The following is a 352-nucleotide window of genomic DNA, read 5'->3' on the forward strand; positions in this document are numbered from 1 at the left end:
CGTCCTGCGGCCATCCCGAAACAAGTTCGGGACAGTCTACCTCCGAGGGAGGGGACTCATTTAATCATCTTTCAGGTAAAACATTATTTGGAATTTGGAATTTGGTACTTGGTGCTTAAAAACTGGTGGTTTAAAAAAAATTCTCCTCATACACCTTCCTTATTCCTTCCTCCAGCTCAATGCTATGCTTCCATCCCAGACTGTGGATGAGAGAAATATCGAGGAGCTTTCGCGGCGTACCGTCGGGTTTAGAAGTGTCCCAGGAAATTCCTCCGGAAAAGCCGGTGATATTTTTGATCATTCCCGCCAGATCTTTTATTGAGATATCCTTTCCCGTACCTATGTTAACACT

Annotated in this window: 1 pseudogene; it reads right to left on the bottom strand. The window is 44.6% G+C overall.

The features are described 5' to 3' along the window. Nucleotides 1-130 precede the first annotated feature (130 nt). Nucleotides 131-352: pseudogene (locus HC176_RS17920) on the bottom strand (GDP-L-fucose synthase); the annotation flags it as partial.

The organism is Tamlana crocina, assembly GCF_012037625.1.